This window comes from Serratia sp. ASV30, from assembly GCF_016428815.1.
GTDB classification, from domain to species: Bacteria; Pseudomonadota; Gammaproteobacteria; order Enterobacterales; family Enterobacteriaceae; genus Chania; species Chania fonticola_C.
In genome coordinates this window covers 60,497-78,022 of sequence record NZ_JAELTL010000003.1, presented here as the reverse complement: position 1 = coordinate 78,022, position 17,526 = coordinate 60,497, and the positions used below count along the sequence as shown (strand labels likewise).

The following is a 17,526-nucleotide window of genomic DNA, read 5'->3' as shown; positions in this document are numbered from 1 at the left end:
CGCTGCGCCCGTCATGATAACAATGGGTTAGCCAGGGTAAGTCAAAGATCGGCCAACAGGATCTTCGAGCGGCGCTGGTAGTTATATAAAGCCTGTTTCTGCATCGGCAGCACGTCGACTTCGGCCGGAGTGAAGCCGCGTTCCTGGAACCAGTGGATACTGCGCGTGGTCAACACAAACAGCTTCTGTAGCCCCATCTGGCGCGCCTGGCTTTCTACCCGCTGCAGCAGCATCTCACCCCGCGACGAGCTGCGGTAATCCGGATGTACCGCCACGCAGGCCATCTCACCAATCTTCTCTTCCGGGAACGGGTAGAGCGCCGCGCAGGCGATGGTCAGGTTATCGCGTTCGATAATCGTGAACTTGTCGATCTCCATTTCCAACTGCTCGCGCGAACGGCGGACTAAAATCCCTTGCTGCTCCAATGGGCGGATCAGCTCAAGTATCCCACCGATATCATTGATGGTCGCCCGGCGTACCTGTTCGGCACTCTCCATGACGATTTGGGTACCAATACCGTCGCGTGAAAACAGCTCCTGTACCAGTGCACCATCCTCCTGGTAGCTGATCAGGTGGCTGCGGCGTACTCCGCTGCGGCAGGCCTTTACCGCGCCGCGCAGGAAGCGCACGGTGCCGGAATGGTAGTCACCTGCCTCTTCCAACTGCTCGATACGCTTTTGTGCATCGTTGGGGAACAGTTCGGAAAGGATATTGCCTTCCGCATCGGTCACCCCTTGTGATGAACAGAAACCGATCATTTTCTCGGCCTTCAGCTTGATTGCCAACTGGGTGGCGACTTCTTCCGAGGTCAGGTTAAAGCTTTCACCGGTCACCGATACCGCCACCGGGCCAATCAGCACGATAGCCTTACTGTCTAGTTGGCGATGAATGGCTTCTTCATCAATTCGGCGGATACGGCCGCTGTGGCAATAATCGACGCCGTCATCCACGCCCAGCGGTTGAGCGATAATAAAGTTGCCGCTCACTACGTTGATGTGCGCCCCTTGCAATGGGGTGTTATTCAGGCTCATGGAAAGCCGTGCGGTAATATCCAGCTGTAACAAGCCAGCGGCCTGTTTGACCAACTCTAGCGTATGGGCGTCGGTCACCCGGGTATGCTTATGGTAAATCGGCTCGTAGTTATGCTGCGCCAGATTGTTGTCAATCTGCGGCCGCGCACCGTAGACCACCACCAGACGAATGCCCAGGCTATGTAACAGCCCGATATCGTTGACGATACTGGAAAAGTTTTCATGTTCAATAGCTTCGCCACCCAGCATGACGACAAAGGTCTTGCCACGGTGAGTATTGATATAGGGAACTGAGTGACGGAATCCTTGCACCAGCTCTGTACTACGTTCCTTCACGGCAAGACCTCATTTGCATATTTATACGGTATTTTTGTATTTTTATTCTTTTATTGCGCCAAAGGCAAGTAGGAAATGAGCACGATTTTTCTGACAAATGCGCTAACTGATTAATAAATTGAAAGATCATAAAAAGATTTTCTGATGACAGCAGTGAATGGATTGGGTAAAGTTTTTGCCATTGTTTTTTTTTGCTGTTTTTTTAATCGTTATTTTTACCGGAGCCGCATGCCTAACTCTAATCACAATCCGGGCCGCCGTCGTTTGTTGCAGGGGGTTGCCGCAACCTGGTTGCTGAGTGTGAGTCGCGTTGGTTTCGCCGCTGCTTCTCATGTGATTGCCGTCCGTGTCTGGCCTTCCTCGACCTATACCCGAGTCACGCTGGAATCTAATGTTCCACTGAAATACAAACAGTTTGCCCTGACCAATCCAGAGCGCATCGTGGTGGATGTGGAAGGGGTACAGCTAAATAGCGTGCTCAAAGGTATCGCCGGGCAGGTGCGCAAAGAAGATCCCTATCTGAAACAGGCGCGGGTCGGCCAGTTTGACAAGAATACCGTCAGGCTGGTGCTGGAACTCAAGCAAAGCGTCAGCCCAAATATGTTTACCCTGACACCCGTCTCCGAATACCGCAACCGCCTGGTGATGGATCTTTATCCTACCAAGGGGGGCAGCGGTGAAGAGTATGATCCGCTGTTGGCGTTACTGGAAGATTACAACAAGGGCGATCTGGAGCGGACGTTACCGGCAGAAGCACCTCAGGCCGGTAAGGCTGGGCGCGATCGGCCGATTGTGATTATGCTGGATCCTGGACACGGCGGTGAAGATCCGGGGGCTATTGGCAAAAACAAAACCCGTGAAAAAGACATCGTGCTGCAGATTGCCCGTCGCCTCAGTGCGTTGATCAAACGCGAACCCAACATGAAAGTGTTTATGACGCGCAATGAAGACGTGTTTATCCCATTAAAAGTGCGCGTAGCCAAAGCTCGTAAGCAGCGGGCCGATCTGTTTGTTTCGATCCATGCCGATGCCTTCAGCAACCGTGCGGCCCGCGGTTCCTCGGTGTTTGCGCTTTCGACCAAAGGAGCAACCAGCAATGCCGCCAAGTTTCTGGCGCAAACCCAGAACGCCGCAGACGACATTGGTGGAGTCAGCAAGAGTGGCGATCGCTACCTGGATCACACCATGTTCGATCTATTGCAGACCGCTACCGTCAATGACAGTTTGAAGTTCGGTAAGGAAGTGCTGCACCGGATGGGTAAAATTAACCGTCTGCACAAGAATCGTGTCGATCAGGCTGGCTTTGCCGTATTGAAGGCCCCGGATATTCCGTCGATCCTGGTGGAAACGGCATTTATCAGCAATCTGGAAGAAGAACGCAAGCTGCGCACCAGCCATTTTCAGCAGCAGGTGGCGCAATCTATTCTGGCTGGGATCAAAGCCTATTTCGCCAACGGTGGCGCATTGGCACGGCGTTAAACCAGGCGTAGCCCAAGGAGGGGCAGTGTGGTTGATTAGCAAGGTAGGGGAAATTCAGATACAAAAAAACACCCGTTAAGGTGCTTGTCTGATGTTATCAAGATTGGTTGCGGGGGCCAGATTTGAACTGACGACCTTCGGGTTATGAGCCCGACGAGCTACCGGGCTGCTCCACCCCGCGTCCGTCTTGATACTGATATTATCGAACCAACCCTTCATAGGATACTGCTATTGCCGTATCGGTTGGTTGCGGGGGCCGGATTTGAACCGACGACCTTCGGGTTATGAGCCCGACGAGCTACCAGGCTGCTCCACCCCGCGTCCGTATAATACCTTTTCTTTCATCGAATCCAACCTGTTTTTGATACCGTTAACACAGTATCGGTTGGTTGCGGAGGCCGGATTTGAACCGACGACCTTCGGGTTATGAGCCCGACGAGCTACCAGGCTGCTCCACCCCGCGTCCGATGGAAGCGCACTATACTCTCCAGGCATTTTGTTGCAAACCCTTTTTGCATATAATTCATCGAAAGCCATTTTTATGCTGAATTAGTCCACAATTTGCGTTTTTTTTCATCATAATCATCTGGCTGGGAATTTTTAGCGGTAGCGATTCCTTTATCTATAGCCGTTTGTTATCGTTCAGCCAGTTTACCCGTATCCATTGGGTATGGAACATATCAGTCTGAGAGAGTGTGCAATGAAAGGACGTTGGGGCAAATACCTGCTCGGTGGGGTAGTGATTGCGGTACTGGCCGGTTGTTCGTCAAAACCGACCGACCGGGGGCAGCAGTATAAAGATGGTCATCTGGATCAGTCGCTGGAGTTGGTGGATCGCCCCAATGCCAGAGGCGCCCCGATCAACGGCCAGGATTACTCCAATCAGCTGATGGAGATTAAATACGCTTCGCCGTCGCTGTTTAACCGCAATAACTCCACCTATCAGGCGGTGCAAAACTGGATGGCGGCGGGGGCGGATACGCGCCAACTGAACCAGTTCGGCCTCAGCGCCTATCAGATGGAAGGCGTCGATAGCTATGGCAACGTCCAGTTAACCGGTTATTACACCCCAGTGCTGCAGGCTCGTTATACCCAACAGGGCGAATTCCGCTACCCGCTGTACAGCATGCCAGCCAAAGGCAAGCGTCGCCTGCCAGATCGTGCCGGTATCTATTCAGGGGCGCTGGACAGCCGTTACATCATTGCTTACACCAACTCCCTGATGGATAACTTCATGATGGAAGTGCAGGGCAGCGGCTATGTCGATTTCGGCAACGGTCAGCCATTGGTGTTCTTTGGCTATAGCGGCAAGAATGGCCACGCCTACCGCAGTATAGGCAAGGTGCTGATCGATCGCGGTGAAGTGGCCAAGGCCGATATGTCGATGCAGGCCATTCGCCAGTGGGCGGATAACCATAGCGAAGCCGAAGTGCGCGAACTGCTGGAGCAAAACCCGTCGTTCGTGTTCTTCCATCCGGTGCCTTTCGCTCCGGTGAAAGGGGCCAGCGCGGTGCCGCTGATTGCCAAAGCCTCCGTGGCTTCCGATCGCTCCCTAATCCCTGCCGGTACTACGCTGCTGACAGAAGTCCCATTACTGGACAACAAGGGCAAGTTCACGGGAAAATATGAAATGCGCCTGATGGTCGCCCTCGACGTGGGTGGTGCCATCAAGGGTCAGCACTTTGACATGTACCAGGGGATTGGACCAGAAGCCGGTCACTCGGCAGGGTTCTATAATCACTATGGCCGGGTCTGGGTATTGAAAGGCGGCAACGCTGGGGCACAGCTGTTTAGCGCCAATCAACCATTGACCGCCTCGAGTGGTTCCCAGTTGGTGACTCGCTGAGAAAGACGGTATATAGCTTGACGCGCAGGGCCGGATCTTCCGGCCCTGACTATTTGCAACCAAGGTAAGTAAAGCGAAATGAGTACAGCCTATTCAGAGGCCTATCTACAGCGTTTTGGCGGCACGGCGCGCCTGTACGGCCAGCCGGCATTGGCCCTGTTTGCCCAGGCACACGTTTGTGTGATCGGCATTGGCGGTGTCGGTTCATGGGCGGCAGAAGCGCTGGCACGAACCGGCATTGGTGCGATCACGCTGATCGACATGGATGACGTATGCGTCACCAACACCAACCGGCAGATCCATGCTTTGCGCCAGCACGTTGGCCAGTCGAAAACCGAAGTGATGGCGGAACGGATCCTGGCGATCAACCCGGAATGCCGGGTGACCTGCGTGGATGATTTTATTACCCCGGACAACGTCGCCGAGCTGTTGAACCATAATTTCAGCTATGTGATTGATGCTATTGACAGCGTGCGACCCAAAGCGGCGTTGTTAGCCTATTGCCGCCGCTTCAAGATCCCGGTGGTGACTACCGGCGGTGCCGGTGGGCAGATCGATCCTACGCAGATCGCCGTGGCCGATCTGGCCAAAACCATCCAGGATCCGCTGGCAGCCAAGCTGCGTGAAAGGTTGAAGAACGATTTTAACGTAGTGAAAAACAGCAAAGGCAAGCTGGGGATCGACTGCGTCTTCTCCACTGAGCCGCTGGTGTATCCGCAGCCGGATGGTTCAGTATGTGCCTCACGCAGTACCGCAGAGGGGCCGAAGAGAATGGATTGCAGCGCGGGTTTTGGCGCAGCGACCATGGTCACCGCGACCTTTGGTTTTATTGCCGTCTCCCACGCGTTGAAGAAGATGGTGGCAAAGGCGGCACGTCAGGCATAGCTGGCAGCGATGGCGTGAATCCTGGCTGCCAATGCAGCCAGGCCGCTAGCTCGGGTGGCGCTGAGCTGGGCACGCAGCGCCAAGCTATCAAACAAGGCCAGGGGATCGGTAGCTAATACCTGCTGCGGCGTTTTACCTTCGACTGTGGTTAGCAGGATCGCCAGCAAGCCACGCACAATGCGTCCTTCGCTGTCGCCATAAAAATGCAGTGTTCCATCAGCCAACAACTGGTGCCCCAACCAGACCCGGTTCTCGCAACCGCTCAGTTCCATCTCCGTTTGCCGCAGGTCGTCCGCCAGCGATGGTAAGCGTTTCGCCAGCATGATCAGTTGGCGGTAACGGTCTTCCCACTGTTTTAGCGCGCTGAAGGTTGCTATCAGCGTCTCGGCGGTGATTTCACGGCCAAAAGGGTGAGGGGCAAGCATCGGTTCTCCGTTTTGCATCTTATTCCGCCAGTAATTCGATGGCGTTAGTTAACGCCAGCACCAGAGCATCGACGTCTTGCGGCGTATTATAAGGCGCAAATGACGCACGTAACGTTCCGCTGACCCCTAATGCGGCGATCAAGGGTTGGGCGCAGTGCTGGCCCGCGCGGACCGCGATGTTCTGTTCGGCTAACAGGGTGACGATATCGCTGTGGTGGATCCCGGCGATATCAAAGGCCAGCAGGCTGGAGCCGGAACTGCGGAAGCTGCGAAATCCGGGTAACTGCTGCAAACGCTGTTCGGCATTTTGCGCCAGAGCGCGGCTGTATTGCTCGGCGGCGGCCATATCCTGCGTTTCCAGCCAGCTCAACGCGGCACCCAGCCCCAGCACTCCGGCAATATTTGGCGTACCGGCTTCAAAACAGTGCGGCGGTTTTTGTGGCGTAAAGCCGCTGAAAGAAGCCTGTGTCAGCATTTTCCCCCCGCCTTGCCATGGCCCCATTTGGGCCAGCAACGCGGTTTTGCCATACAACGCACCAATGCCAGTTGGGCCATAGAGTTTATGCGCTGAGAAGGCGTAGAAATCGATATCGAGCCGCTGAACGTCGGCAGGGCAATGCACAATGCCCTGTGCGCCATCGATCATCACTACCGCGTTCACCGCATGAGCCAACTCGATAGCCAGCGCGATATCCGGGCAGCCTCCCGTGACGTTGGACATTTGCCCCAAGGCCAGAATGCGGGTTTTCTCGCACAATAGGGTAGGGAGCAGCGTCAAATCTGGCAGGCGATCGGGGCCAAGCGGCAGCTTCACCACTTCGGCACCGGTTTGTTCTGCCACCATCAACCACGGGATCAGGTTGGCATGATGCTCCGCCTCGCTAACCAGGATCTGATCCCCAGGTTGCAGGCGTGGGCGAGCATAGCTCTGCGCGACCAGATTGATGGCTTCCGTGGTGCCACGGGTCCAAACGATATCGTCCGCACAGGGGGCATTAATCAAGGTGGCGACCTGCTGGCGTGCCTGTTCAAAGCGCTGGGTCAAATCCTGCGCCGCACGATGTTGGCTACGGTGTACGGTGGCTGCATCTGCGCTGTAAAACTGCTGCGTGGCGTCGATCACCGCCTGCGGTTTTAGCGCGGTAGCGGCACTGTCCAGATAAATTCCTGCCTGTTGAAGGGCCGGGAACTGGCTGCGGAACAAGGTAGGCTCAAAAGGCTTCATCGGCTGATTATCAGTGGCTTTGTCAGCCATTGATCCTGTCCTATTTTAGTGTCAGAGACAAGTTATCCCGATCAATTGTCGCCGTTTCCTGGAAATCTGACGAAAGTTTGTTATGCTGAATATTGGCGCGCTAATGAGTTCCTTAAATAACAGAAGTGAGTTTTACAGCATTTTTATCTACAAGGAGTCACAAATGAACAAGACAGCCGCAGTTATCTCTGCCCTGATGCTCACGTTTACCCTGGCAGCCTGCTCAAGCAACTACGTCATGCATACCAGCGATGGACGCACCATTGTTGCCGATGGCAAACCCAAGGTGGATGACGATACCGGGATGATCAGTTACAAAGACGCCAACGGCGTTCAGCAGCAGATTAACCGTGCCGACGTGAAGGAAATGGTTGAAGGTAATCAGTAATTTTCAGATAAAACAGTAAGTTTCAGGCAAAAAAAAGCACCGCGAAGTTGGCGGTGCTGCATAAAATCACTATGGACAGACAGGGTAAATGTACAGGAAGTGAAAAACAGTAGCCTAGCTACCATGTCCGAATTGGCGGACAAATTGCAAACACAACATCACAACCACAAGCCAAAAGTTCATCGGCGTCCTCGACACCCAATCCCTTTTCGTTCCGGCCCAGGAAGTGTCGCCACTATAGGTATTTACTGGCGCATGCTCAACGGACAATTTATAATGGCTCGGATTAAAAAAACTAATGGCAATAGTCCATGCGGATGGGCTAGTGGCGTTATGTATCGTGCAGCCTGATCTCGTTTGCGAAACCCGGCGGCCATTTGTTACATAAATGTAACTAAAGCCGATGAATTGCAGATTGGCCGCTTAGGCGTATCCTTGCGCTCGCGGCATTTGAACATCCCTGTTCGGCACAGCCGGGCGGCGGTAAAGGCGCATTCAGCCGACAACGCCGCAGTTTGCAATACAAAAGGGTTAATTCATGTCTAAACGTCTCCCTCCTCTTAATGCTCTGCGGGTTTTTGACGCGGCAGCCCGCCATTTGAGCTTTACCAAGGCGGCAGAGGAGCTGTTTGTTACCCAGGCCGCAGTCAGCCATCAGATCAAGTCTCTGGAGGATTTCCTGGGGCTGAAACTGTTTCGACGGCGTAACCGTTCGCTGCTGCTGACGGAAGAGGGGCAGAGTTATTACCTGGATATCAAAGAGATCTTCTCTTCGATCAATGAGGCAACACGCAAGCTTCAGGCACGCAGTGCCAAGGGGGCTTTAACCGTCAGCCTGCCGCCCAGTTTCGCCATTCAGTGGCTGGTACCCCGTCTTTCCAGTTTTAACTCAGCTTATCCGGGGATCGATGTGCGTATCCAGGCTATTGACCGCGAAGAAGAAAAGTTGGCGGATGACGTTGATGTGGCGATCTTTTATGGCCGTGGCAACTGGCCGGGAGTACGCACCGAGCGTTTGTATGCGGAATATCTGCTGCCGGTTTGCTCTCCCAGCCTGTTAATGGGCGATCATGCACTGAAAGTGCCGGGCGATCTGGCTTATCATACGCTTCTGCATGATACTTCACGCCGCGACTGGCTGGCATACACCCGCCAACTGGGGTTACAGCATATCAACGTGCAGCAAGGGCCAATCTTTAGCCATAGCGCCATGGTGGTTCAGGCGGCCGTTCACGGCCAGGGGATTGCGCTGGTGAATAACGTGATGGCGCAAACCGAGATTGAAGCCGGTCGGTTGGTCTGCCCGTTTAACGATGTGCTGGTAAGTAAAAACGCTTTTTATCTGGTATGTCATGACAGCCAGGCAGAACTGGGTAAAATAGCCGCCTTTCGCCAATGGATCTTGGCGCGTGCGGCCAGCGAACAGGAGAAGTTCCGCTTTCGCTATGAACAATAGGGCCAGTTGCGGTGACGTTGTGGCTGGTTAATCTCGATTAAGGTGAATAATGATGAGTAGCCGTTCTATGCTGATTTTTGCTGCTATCAGTGGTTTTGTCTACGTTGCTCTGGGCGCGTTTGGTGCGCACGTATTGAGTAGTGCGCTTGGGGTCAATGAAATGGCCTGGATCCGCACCGGGCTTGATTACCAGGGGTTCCATACTCTGGCCATCCTGGGGCTGGCCGTCGCCATGCAGCGTCGGGTCAGCCTGTGGTTTTACTGGAGCGGAGCGCTGTTGGCGCTCGGCACCGTGTTGTTCAGCGGCAGCCTGTACTGTCTGGCGCTGTCTCACCAAAAGGTTTGGGTTTATGTCACGCCAGTGGGCGGGACCTGCTTCCTGATCGGTTGGGCATTGATGTTGATTGGCGCTTTGCGTCTGAGGAAAAAGGCCGAGCGCCATGAATAAGATCGCGTTGTACTGCCGCCAAGGCTTTGAGAAAGAGTGCGCGGCGGAAATTACCGACAAGGCCGCCCAGTTGGAAGTGTTCGGCTTTGCCAGGGTTAAAGACAACAGCGGCTATGTGCTGTTTGAATGCTATCAGCCGGACGATGCCGATCGTCTGGCGAAAGAAATTCCGTTCCGTGAGCTGATCTTTGCCCGCCAGATGTTGGTGGTGGGAGAACTGCTGCGTGATTTGCCGCCGGAAGATCGGGTTTCACCGATTGTCGGCATGCTGATGGGCGTGGTCGATCGCGGCGGTGAATTACGGGTAGAAGTGCCGGATACCAACGAAAGCAAAGAGCTGCTGAAGTTCTGCCGCAAGCTGACTGTGCCGCTGCGCGGCGCATTGCGTGAGCAGAAAGTGCTGATGGCGCGTGAGAATCCCTCTCGTCCAGTGGTTCACGTGTTCTTTATCGCGCCGGGCTGTTGCTACGTGGGGTATTCCTACAGCAACAACAACTCCCCGTTCTATATGGGGATCCCACGGCTGAAGTTCCCGTCCGATGCACCAAGCCGTTCTACGCTGAAACTGGAAGAGGCTTTCCACGTTTTCATTCCGGCAGACGAATGGGACGAGCGTTTAGGTAGCGGGATGTTTGCGGTCGATCTGGGGGCTTGCCCTGGCGGCTGGACCTATCAGTTGGTCAAACGCAGCATGATGGTGCATTCGGTGGACAACGGCCCGATGGCCCAGAGCCTGATGGATACCGGGCAGGTGACCCATCATCGTGTCGACGGCTTCCGCTTTGAACCGACCACCAGCAAAAACTACTGGGTGGTGTGCGATATGGTGGAGAAACCGGCAAAAGTGACCAGCTTGATGATCCAATGGTTGCTCAAAGGCTGGTGCCGTGAGGCGATCTTTAACCTGAAGCTGCCGATGAAGAAGCGCTACGAAGAGGTGGCGCAGAGCCTGCAAAGTATCCACGAAGCCTTGGCCAACGAGGGGATTAGCGCAGAGATCCACGCCAAGCAGCTGTACCACGATCGTGAAGAGATCACCGTACACGTGCGCCGCATGTGGTCGGCTATCCCCGGCCGCCGCGACGAGCGCGAGTAAGGCATATGGGCGTTGCTACTGGCAGCGCCCTTACTTTGTTGGCAAACGTAACTGTTGCAGATTGCCATCCAGCGTCAGATCGGTACGTAGGGTGGCGACCTGCTTGCTGATATAGGCCAGCTCGCGGTGCTCTAACAGCTTGCCCTGCCACTTCTCCGGCACCTGCTCCAGGTGTTGATACAGACCATCCAGGCTGCCCATCTGTTGTAGCAGCAATACTGCCGTTTTTGGCCCGATACCGGCAACGCCTGGGATCTTGCTGCTACCAATCCCTGCCAACCCCCAATAATCTGTGAGCTGTTGCGGTAACACGCCAAACTCTTGCTGCACAAACGGCATATCCAACCAGCGTTTCTGGAAGTAGTCACGGATCTGTACGCTGGGTGCCAGTAGTTGGCAGTAGCCTTTGTCGGTGGAGACAATCGTCACCTGGTGGCCGCCAGCGGCAATTTTGGCCGTCAGAGTCGCAGCCAGATCGTCCGCCTCATTGCCTGCGGAATGCCAACTGGCCACTCCAAGCTCGGCAAACGCTTCGCGCAGCTGCGGCATTTCCTGATGCAGGTTTTCCGGCATTGGCGAGCGTCCGGCTTTGTAATCGGGCAGAATTTGATGGCGCCAACTCTCGCTACGGTCGTCTTCGTCGAACACCGCCACGGCATGGGTGGGCTGGCTGTGTTGAATCAACTGCTGTAGCGCATGCTTGCAAGCGTTGACACAAGGGGAGCCCTGCACTGCATGAATGCGGCGGATTAGGTTCAGAGCATCGACAATCAGTAAATGTATAGGCATAGGCAAGGCAACAACGTCAGAAAAGAAGGGCGGCTATGACGCCGCCCAGAGGTGATGATCAGGCTACAATCTCGTAGCAAGGTACGTAGGCGGTTCCCGGCAGTTTCATACGGTGCTGGGCGACAAAACCTTGCAACAGGCTGTCCATCTGCTTCATCATCAACGGATCGCCATGCAGCTTGTAAGGGCCGAACTGTTCGATGGCATGAATGCCGTTCTCCTTCACGTTACCCGCCACGATCCCTGAGAACGCACGGCGCAGAGCCGCAGCCAACTGTTCCGCCGGTTGATTAGGGTACAGGTTGAGATTGGCCATGTTTTCATGGCTTGGCTCGAAGGGGAGCTGCAGGTCCGGTGCAATACGGATCGACCAGTTAAAGCTGTAGGCATCCCCGGTATTACGGCGGTTTTCTTTCACCAGTGGCATGGCCTTTTTCATCTGACGGGCCACTTCGGCCGGATTGTCGATGATGATGGTGTAGTGACGACGGGCTTTCTCGCCCAGCGTTTTCATGATGAATTCGTCCAGCACGCGGAAATAATCTGCGCTTTCTTTCGGCCCGGTGAGGATCAGCGGCAATACCTGTTCGCTGTTTTCCGGGTTCATCAGAATGCCCAACAGATACAGCAGTTCTTCCGCAGTGCCGACCCCGCCAGGGAAAATGATGATGCCGTGCGCGATACGCACAAAGGCTTCCAGACGTTTTTCTATATCTGGCATGATCACCAGTTCGTTAACCAGCGGATTCGGCGGCTCGGCGGCAATGATGGAGGGCTCGGTCATACCGATAAAGCGGCTATTGTGGTAACGCTGCTGCGCATGACCGACGGCGGCCCCTTTCATTGGCGCTTCCATTGCCCCTGGCCCACAGCCGGTACAGATATTCAGCTCGCGCAGACCCAGCTGGCTACCGACCTTACGGGCATACAGATATTCGTTTTCATTGATCGAGTGACCACCCCAGCACACCACCAGGTTCGGATCTTCGTCGAGGTGTAGCGTACGTGCATTACGCAGGATGGAGAACACCAGATTGGTGATATGAACAGAGTCTTCCGAATTCAGGTGTTGGAAACGTTCGGCGCTGTCAATTTGGCCGTGGACAAACAGAATATCGCGTAGCACCGCAAACAGGTTGGCTTGTAGTGAACGAATAATGCGACCGTCAACGAAAGCCTCTTCTGGCGGGTTCACCAGCTCGAGTTTTACGCCGCGTTCACGGCGCAGCACGTTGATATCAAAGTTTTCATAACGCGATAGCAACTGTTTGCTGTTGTCGGTCTGGCTGCCGGAGTTTAATACCGCCAGGGAGCAGTTGCGGAACAAACGGTACAGGTCGCTGCTGGCGGTACGCTTCAGCATGTCAACTTCCAGCTGTGACAACAAGTCCATAGCGCCCAGTGGGCTGATATGTGTAATCAAGGTAACTCCTTTGCGCCCATAAATAGGGCGATAATAATCCTTACCTGCCTCTGCGCACTGCGGTAAGAATTTTGTATTGCCTACTGGAATGCCTGAGCAAAAAGCGGGCACTCTTGATTTAACCTTACCGCCGTCTCCGGATTTTTACCAATACAAACCGCCTGTTAGCTCAGTTGTTGAGCATTATTGGCGAGCCAGACGGCCATGCGCCGGTTCGAACGCCACGTTGCTACGCCAAGGGTTGATATCCAGACCCCCGCGCCGGGTATAGCGGGCATAAACGCTCAATTGTTGCGGCTGGCAGAAACGCAGCAGATCGTTAAAGATCCGCTCAACGCACTGTTCATGGAATTCGTTGTGATGGCGGAACGAAACCAGATAGCGCAGCAGGGCTTCACGGTTGATCTGCGGGCCATGATAGCGGATTTGTACCGAGCCCCAATCGGGCTGGTTGGTGATCAGACAGTTGGACTTCAGCAGATGGCTGACCAGCGTTTCCTCTACGACTTGGCTACCGGCGGCGCCTTCTAGGTAGCCTGTATCGAACTCGTAGTTATCAATGCTGATGTCTTGGTGGTCAAGGCATTCGCCCTCCAACCGGGCGATAAGGCTGCCTTCAAGCCGATCTACGCTGAACAGGCTCACGCTGACATCCCCTTGCGCGCAGGCGGCGAGATCGCGTTGAAGCGTAGAACGTACCGCTTCCCAGTCCGGGAAGTGGGTCTGGTTAAAGCTGTTGAGATAGAGCTTGAAGCTTTTGGACTCAATCAGGTTGATGCTGTTGGCATTCAGGCTGATTTCTCCCACCGCAACCTGTGGCAGCCCCTTGGCATTGAGCCAGGAAAGTTCATACAGCGTCCAGATATCGGCCCCGTGGAACGGCAGGCTATCGGGATAAAGCCCCAGCGGTTCCCGGTTCATACTGCGAGGAACCGCTTGTAACAGTGAGGCATCGTAGCAGTCACGGTATGCGGTTGGTTTGCCCAGCGTCAGTGCCGCCAGAGCCTGATGATCTTGATAGGAGGACATGAGCTGTCACCTTGGTGTGAGATAGGTACAATAGGCACCAGTTTACCGTATGCGAGAAAAAATATGGACCATGATGTATCGCACGCCCTGCGTGAATTTACCCAGCGCTATGTCGACGCTTGGCAACAGCAGTACGGCCATGCCCCGGCTAGCCAGGAACTGTACGGTGTGGCTTCCCCCTGTATTGTCGAAAATCGCGATGATACGGTGCTGTGGCTGCCGCAGCCGTTTACGCCAGCGGCCAGCCTGGAAAAGGTGGAGCAGGCGCTGGAACTGCAACTACAGCCGGATATCCACACCTTCTACACCCAACACTATGCCGGGGATATGAGTGCGAAGTTTGGCGAGCATCCGTTGACGCTATTGCAGGTCTGGAGTGAAGACGACTTTATTCGCCTGCAGGAGAATCTGATTGGGCATCTGGTGACGCAAAAACGCCTTAAGCTCTCGCCTACGTTGTTCCTGGCGACCACAGAATCGGAAATGACGGTGGTATCGCTGTGTAATGTCAGTGGCAACGTGTTGCTTGAGCAATTTGGCAGCAAAAAACGCACGCTATTAGCTGCCTGTTTGGGGGATTTTCTCAATGCTTTACGCCCCAGAGTTAATTAATCGGCTAATTTGCCTTTAGTGCGTGTGCGAGATCTCTTACAAAAGCTGTGAGAGATCGCTTTTAATTTTTTACTTTAGTTGGTGTTTTTTCGATAATTAATCTTATATATCAATTTGTTATATGTTTATGCTGATGTGGGCTAAGTCAAATTTACTGTAATCCATCCTACTTGCCCTTGTTAACGGAAAGGAAATAAGCGATCTTATGTCTACCGGAAGGAAGCCGGATGGAGCAGGAAAGCGTCAGGATGATGCAGCTTCAGGAAGAAGAAAGGGATGCACTCAGGAAGAGTGAAAGGGATTGGTATCAGGATGATACACAGGATGTTTCAGGATTGAAACCAAGGACACCTCCAGGACGGAGATAGAGAGCCAGCACAGGATTGTTGGTGGGTCAGGAAGGCCGAGGAACCGCGTCAGGATGATGCTATAGGATTTTGCGAAGGATTGTTTTGGTCAGGATGGCCGAAAGGAAAAGTTTTCAGGGATTGAGCAGGGAGCACACTTGTAGCGGGATTAGCTATAAAACGAACCGGGGGCACTGTTAACGCAGTGCCCCCAACTTTTTGTCTGGAGCAAAGGCCAGACAGCAAATCCTGCCTGGCTTCCCCCTCAAGGTTTACCCGATTGCCCCCAATGTATCGCCCGTGCTTTGTTTTTTCGGCAGCAGGAACAACGTGGCGAAAATATCCAACAGGTAGATTGCAGCCAGCAGGCTGATCGCGGCGGTAAAGGAAACCTGAGTGACCAGCGCACCGATCACCAATGGCCCCAGCCCACCGACGCCGCGGCCCAGGTTGAACAGGATATTCTGCGCTGTGGCACGAGCCTGTACCGGGTAGGTGTCAGAAATCAGCGCGCCGTAGCCGCCAATCATCCCGTTAACGAACACCCCCATCAGTGCACCCGCAAACAGCATCAGCGTGGGATCGGTGAGTTGCGCATAGCTTATGACCATCACCACGGCTCCAACTTGGTAAATGACAAAGATGATCCAACGGGGAAAGCGGTCGGCCAATATCCCGAACAGCCAGATACCGAAGGTCATGCCGATCACCGTGACTCCCGTCCAGACGCCGGATTTGGTCAGCGAGAAGCCAAAGTTTTTGGCCAGATAGGTCGGCATCCAGATCATCAGCCCGTAATAGCCAAAGTTTTGCACCGAGCAGAGGATAAAGATCCCCAGGCTGGCCTTGCTGGTGGCGCGATCTTTAAATAACAGCTTTAATCGTTGAGTAAAGGAGAGTTGCTGTTCACTGGTTTTTTGCTGCGTAAACTCTTTGGGTTCGCCCATGGTTCGGCGAATAAGGAAGGAAACCAGCGCCGGCAGCAGGCCAACCAGGAACATGCCACGCCAGCCGATATAAGGTAACAACAGCGGGGTGAGGAAGGCTGCGGCAAGCACGCCGAGCTGCCAACCCATGCCCACATAGGCTGAGGCACGGTTACGCTTCTCAGCGGGCCAGGCTTCGGCGATCAACGCCATGCCAATACCGAATTCGCCGCCTAGACCAATCCCGGCCAGGGTGCGATAGGCAAGCAAGTCCCAGTAACCGACGGCAACGGCGCACAGGCCGGTAAACAGCGAAAACATCAGGATAGTGATGGTCAGCACGCGGATGCGGCCAAAACGATCGCTGAGATGGCCGAAGATCACGCCGCCAATCACTGCGCCGATCAATGTCCAGGTCACCAGCGAACCGGCTTGTGATGAGGTGAGACCCAGTTCAGTAGTGATCACCGGCAGCATAAAGCCGAGTATCAACAGATCGAAGCCGTCCATAGCATAACCGGTAACCGAAGCCAGCATGGCTTTACCGGGCGTAGCGTGATTTTTATTGAGTGATGTTGCGGGCATGTCTTTTATCATGTGTGATTGTTGGGTGCGCGTATTGTGCCGTGCCAGGCGTGGCGCCACCAGATAAAATTGGGTGCTTTGGGCTTAAATGTTATGCTTTGCGGCTTGCAGCCGTAGGCTGATTAACATGCTTAAATTGTTCGGGAATGTCGATGAGTATATCCAACCAGGTTCGCCACAATTTACAGGCGATTGAACAGTCCATGCGCGATCTGACGCTGTGGCAGTTGACGCCGCCGGAAGCCGAGGCTTTTGCCAGCACGGAACCTTTTTGCATCGAAAGCATGCAGGCCGAAGAGTGGTTGCAGTGGGTACTGTTGCCAAGGATGCATGCGCTGCTCGATGCCAATGCGCCACTACCAACGCGTTTTGCCATCACCCCCTATTTTGAAGAAGCGCTAAAAGATAAACAGCCGAACTGCCTGCCGTTGCTGTTGCTGCTACAGCAGCTGGATTCACTGCTCAATATCGAGCTGTAATCGCGCTGTATGTTCGACCGTAGGGTGCGCCGCATGCTGCGCCCGCTTAGCCTGTCTGTCGTGAACTCGTTGCGTTTTATCAGCAATTTCCGATTTATGCGTGGTAATGCGCAATTCACGCGGTATGGCTAAAATAGAGTTTCCACCGCCGTGTGGAACTAGTAGATAATGTGCGCATTATCGCGAGTTACCAAGGAGGGTTTCTCATGCTCAAACAAAATATATTCGGTTGGTCGGGGATCGCGCTAGGCGGCCTGGCGCTGTTATTGGCTATGGTGCATTTCTATGCCGGGCCATTTGCCCCTCAGCAGACGTTGGAAAGCCTCGTGGCGGGCAAAGCGATGGCCATCAAAGAATCACTGTTGGCCTCATTGGCTGGCCATCAAATCCCTGAAAAGGTCTCGCGGCCTCATTATGATGTCGATCGAATATTGAAGATCGTCACTGCCGTATTGGCGGTGGGGGCCGTGGTCCTGGGCGCTATTGCTGGGGCGTGTAAGGAAAACCCGCGCGCGGTTTCTGCTGCGGTAATGCTCGGAATTGGCACGCTGGCTTTTCAAATTGCCATGTTTGCTTTTGGCGTGGTCATGGCTATTTTTCTTATTTTTTTGGTGTTGTCACTGATTTTTGGAGTGGGTGCAGTCTGTTAGCTGCCTCGGTTCCGGCGTCGGGAATGTTGTCTCTCTGGGTG

General features: G+C 54.2%; 17 protein-coding genes and 3 tRNA genes. 10 read left to right on the top strand and 10 right to left on the bottom strand.

All coding sequences use genetic code 11. The annotated features are described in order from the left end of the window. Window positions 1-41: 41 nt before the first annotated feature. Window positions 42-1,367: an amino-acid N-acetyltransferase gene (gene argA / locus JHD74_RS01925; RefSeq protein ID WP_024529481.1), complete on the bottom strand. Its 1,326-nt coding sequence runs from the start codon at window positions 1,365-1,367 to the stop codon at window positions 42-44. Window positions 1,368-1,595: 228 nt separating this feature from the next. Here argA and amiC point away from each other — a divergent pair, with 228 nt between their 5' ends. Further along, the gene (gene amiC, locus JHD74_RS01920; protein ID WP_024529482.1) at window positions 1,596-2,846 is read left to right on the top strand and encodes an N-acetylmuramoyl-L-alanine amidase AmiC; all 1,251 of its coding nucleotides are present in this window, start codon (window positions 1,596-1,598) and stop codon (window positions 2,844-2,846) included. A 104-nt stretch (window positions 2,847-2,950) separates the two neighbouring features. Here the strand turns inward: amiC and JHD74_RS01915 are convergent. From JHD74_RS01915 to JHD74_RS01905, 3 genes are all read right to left on the bottom strand, one after another. Next, window positions 2,951-3,027: transfer RNA gene (locus JHD74_RS01915), tRNA-Met, on the bottom strand. A gap of 63 nt (window positions 3,028-3,090) precedes the next feature. Beyond that, window positions 3,091-3,167, bottom strand: a tRNA-Met gene (locus JHD74_RS01910). Window positions 3,168-3,232: 65 nt separating this feature from the next. Next, window positions 3,233-3,309 (bottom strand) — tRNA-Met (locus JHD74_RS01905). 237 nt (window positions 3,310-3,546) lie between these two features. Between JHD74_RS01905 and mltA the strand changes: the two genes are divergently transcribed. Together mltA and tcdA are read left to right on the top strand one after the other, a co-directional pair. Next, window positions 3,547-4,692 (top strand): murein transglycosylase A, encoded by a 1,146-nt coding sequence (mltA, locus tag JHD74_RS01900; protein WP_074031362.1) that lies wholly within the window; start codon window positions 3,547-3,549, stop codon window positions 4,690-4,692. A gap of 78 nt (window positions 4,693-4,770) precedes the next feature. Then, the gene (gene tcdA / locus JHD74_RS01895) at window positions 4,771-5,577 is read left to right on the top strand and encodes a tRNA cyclic N6-threonylcarbamoyladenosine(37) synthase TcdA (RefSeq protein ID WP_024529484.1); all 807 of its coding nucleotides are present in this window, start codon (window positions 4,771-4,773) and stop codon (window positions 5,575-5,577) included. On the opposite strand, the gene csdE is transcribed toward tcdA, so the two are convergent. Both csdE and csdA read right to left on the bottom strand, forming a co-directional pair. Next, a complete protein-coding gene (gene csdE / locus JHD74_RS01890) occupies window positions 5,568-6,002 on the bottom strand; it encodes a cysteine desulfurase sulfur acceptor subunit CsdE (RefSeq protein WP_199061509.1) in 435 nt (144 codons plus the stop codon). The genes tcdA and csdE overlap by 10 nt on opposite strands. 19 nt (window positions 6,003-6,021) lie before the next feature. Continuing rightward, a complete protein-coding gene (gene csdA / locus JHD74_RS01885) occupies window positions 6,022-7,227 on the bottom strand; it encodes a cysteine desulfurase CsdA (RefSeq protein WP_024529486.1) in 1,206 nt (401 codons plus the stop codon). A gap of 193 nt (window positions 7,228-7,420) precedes the next feature. Here csdA and JHD74_RS01880 point away from each other — a divergent pair, with 193 nt between their 5' ends. The 4 genes from JHD74_RS01880 to rlmM all read left to right on the top strand — a co-directional run bounded on the left by JHD74_RS01880 (window position 7,421) and on the right by rlmM (window position 10,645). Further along, window positions 7,421-7,645 carry a YgdI/YgdR family lipoprotein gene (locus JHD74_RS01880; protein ID WP_024529487.1) on the top strand — a complete coding sequence of 75 codons (225 nt, stop codon included), beginning with the start codon at window positions 7,421-7,423 and terminating at the stop codon, window positions 7,643-7,645. Between the two features lie 538 nt (window positions 7,646-8,183). Continuing rightward, window positions 8,184-9,101 (top strand): transcriptional regulator GcvA, encoded by a 918-nt coding sequence (locus tag JHD74_RS01875; protein ID WP_024484298.1) that lies wholly within the window; start codon window positions 8,184-8,186, stop codon window positions 9,099-9,101. A 52-nt stretch (window positions 9,102-9,153) separates the two neighbouring features. Continuing rightward, window positions 9,154-9,549 carry a DUF423 domain-containing protein gene (locus JHD74_RS01870; protein WP_024484299.1) on the top strand — a complete coding sequence of 132 codons (396 nt, stop codon included), beginning with the start codon at window positions 9,154-9,156 and terminating at the stop codon, window positions 9,547-9,549. After that, on the top strand, window positions 9,542-10,645 hold the full coding sequence (rlmM, locus tag JHD74_RS01865) for a 23S rRNA (cytidine(2498)-2'-O)-methyltransferase RlmM (RefSeq protein ID WP_199061443.1): 1,104 nt from the start codon (window positions 9,542-9,544) through the stop codon (window positions 10,643-10,645). The genes JHD74_RS01870 and rlmM overlap by 8 nt, the downstream gene beginning before the upstream one ends. A gap of 30 nt (window positions 10,646-10,675) precedes the next feature. On the opposite strand, the gene xni is transcribed toward rlmM, so the two are convergent. The 3 genes from xni to queF form a co-directional block, all read right to left on the bottom strand. Continuing rightward, window positions 10,676-11,434, bottom strand: coding sequence for a flap endonuclease Xni (xni, locus tag JHD74_RS01860; RefSeq protein ID WP_199061441.1), 759 nt, complete (start codon window positions 11,432-11,434; stop codon window positions 10,676-10,678). Window positions 11,435-11,492: 58 nt separating this feature from the next. Next, window positions 11,493-12,857, bottom strand: coding sequence for a nucleotide 5'-monophosphate nucleosidase PpnN (gene ppnN, locus JHD74_RS01855; protein ID WP_024529490.1), 1,365 nt, complete (start codon window positions 12,855-12,857; stop codon window positions 11,493-11,495). Window positions 12,858-13,040: 183 nt separating this feature from the next. Further along, window positions 13,041-13,886, bottom strand: coding sequence for an NADPH-dependent 7-cyano-7-deazaguanine reductase QueF (queF, locus tag JHD74_RS01850; RefSeq protein ID WP_199061431.1), 846 nt, complete (start codon window positions 13,884-13,886; stop codon window positions 13,041-13,043). Between the two features lie 63 nt (window positions 13,887-13,949). On the opposite strand from queF, the gene syd reads away from it, so the two are divergent. After that, complete coding sequence (syd, locus tag JHD74_RS01845) at window positions 13,950-14,498, top strand: SecY-interacting protein (RefSeq protein WP_199061422.1); 549 nt, start codon at window positions 13,950-13,952, stop codon at window positions 14,496-14,498. 619 nt (window positions 14,499-15,117) lie between these two features. Here the strand turns inward: syd and JHD74_RS01840 are convergent. Beyond that, a complete protein-coding gene (locus JHD74_RS01840) occupies window positions 15,118-16,356 on the bottom strand; it encodes an MFS transporter (protein ID WP_024529493.1) in 1,239 nt (412 codons plus the stop codon). 152 nt (window positions 16,357-16,508) lie between these two features. On the opposite strand from JHD74_RS01840, the gene JHD74_RS01835 reads away from it, so the two are divergent. Together JHD74_RS01835 and JHD74_RS01830 are read left to right on the top strand one after the other, a co-directional pair. Next, the gene (locus JHD74_RS01835) at window positions 16,509-16,835 is read left to right on the top strand and encodes a YqcC family protein (RefSeq protein WP_199061420.1); all 327 of its coding nucleotides are present in this window, start codon (window positions 16,509-16,511) and stop codon (window positions 16,833-16,835) included. A 206-nt stretch (window positions 16,836-17,041) separates the two neighbouring features. Then, window positions 17,042-17,485, top strand: a complete 444-nt coding sequence (locus JHD74_RS01830) for a hypothetical protein (RefSeq protein WP_199061418.1) — start codon at window positions 17,042-17,044, stop codon at window positions 17,483-17,485. Window positions 17,486-17,526: the final 41 nt, after the last annotated feature.

Excerpts from the sequence above, each read along its gene's own strand:
- amiC (WP_024529482.1), top strand. The coding sequence starts at position 1,596 with ATGCCTAACTCTAATCACAATCCGGGCCGCCGTCGTTTGTTGCAGGGG.
- mltA (WP_074031362.1), top strand. The coding sequence starts at position 3,547 with ATGAAAGGACGTTGGGGCAAATACCTGCTCGGTGGGGTAGTGATTGCG.
- tcdA (WP_024529484.1), top strand. The coding sequence starts at position 4,771 with ATGAGTACAGCCTATTCAGAGGCCTATCTACAGCGTTTTGGCGGCACG.
- csdE (WP_199061509.1), bottom strand. The coding sequence starts at position 6,002 with ATGCTTGCCCCTCACCCTTTTGGCCGTGAAATCACCGCCGAGACGCTG.
- csdA (WP_024529486.1), bottom strand. The coding sequence starts at position 7,227 with ATGAAGCCTTTTGAGCCTACCTTGTTCCGCAGCCAGTTCCCGGCCCTT.
- JHD74_RS01880 (WP_024529487.1), top strand. The coding sequence starts at position 7,421 with ATGAACAAGACAGCCGCAGTTATCTCTGCCCTGATGCTCACGTTTACC.
- JHD74_RS01875 (WP_024484298.1), top strand. The coding sequence starts at position 8,184 with ATGTCTAAACGTCTCCCTCCTCTTAATGCTCTGCGGGTTTTTGACGCG.
- JHD74_RS01870 (WP_024484299.1), top strand. The coding sequence starts at position 9,154 with ATGAGTAGCCGTTCTATGCTGATTTTTGCTGCTATCAGTGGTTTTGTC.
- rlmM (WP_199061443.1), top strand. The coding sequence starts at position 9,542 with ATGAATAAGATCGCGTTGTACTGCCGCCAAGGCTTTGAGAAAGAGTGC.
- xni (WP_199061441.1), bottom strand. The coding sequence starts at position 11,434 with ATGCCTATACATTTACTGATTGTCGATGCTCTGAACCTAATCCGCCGC.
- queF (WP_199061431.1), bottom strand. The coding sequence starts at position 13,886 with ATGTCCTCCTATCAAGATCATCAGGCTCTGGCGGCACTGACGCTGGGC.
- syd (WP_199061422.1), top strand. The coding sequence starts at position 13,950 with ATGGACCATGATGTATCGCACGCCCTGCGTGAATTTACCCAGCGCTAT.
- JHD74_RS01840 (WP_024529493.1), bottom strand. The coding sequence starts at position 16,356 with ATGCCCGCAACATCACTCAATAAAAATCACGCTACGCCCGGTAAAGCC.
- JHD74_RS01835 (WP_199061420.1), top strand. The coding sequence starts at position 16,509 with ATGAGTATATCCAACCAGGTTCGCCACAATTTACAGGCGATTGAACAG.
- JHD74_RS01830 (WP_199061418.1), top strand. The coding sequence starts at position 17,042 with ATGCTCAAACAAAATATATTCGGTTGGTCGGGGATCGCGCTAGGCGGC.